The 238-nt window shown below is 34.9% G+C and carries 1 protein-coding gene; it reads right to left on the reverse strand.

The window, feature by feature from the left end; translation table 11 throughout:
• Window positions 1-125: 125 nt before the first annotated feature.
• Window positions 126-238: 4Fe-4S cluster-binding domain-containing protein (locus AOA60_RS03715; RefSeq protein WP_143522372.1), on the reverse strand; the 113-nt coding region annotated here is incomplete at its 5' end.

The raw sequence follows: 238 nt of genomic DNA on the forward strand, positions 1-238 counted from the left end.
TCTTTAAACAAGCTTTCAGTTAATGGGGAAGAACAGTCTATTAAACAAGTTATTATCTCATTTAACGGAAAAGAGCTTGGTAAAATGTAACCAAGCTCTCCACGTACTTTTTCTTCATGACAAAACTATGATGACAATGCAATAATCCGCTGATTTCTGCTTCCTCTAAAAGGAAGTGATAAATCCTTTTCCCTCTCCAAAAATGGTCCATCCACTAACACATCAGTAAATTGTAGAA

The organism is Pseudomonas sp. 2822-17 (genome assembly GCF_002742485.1).
Classification (GTDB): domain Bacteria; phylum Pseudomonadota; class Gammaproteobacteria; order Pseudomonadales; family Pseudomonadaceae; genus Aquipseudomonas; species Aquipseudomonas cyclaminis.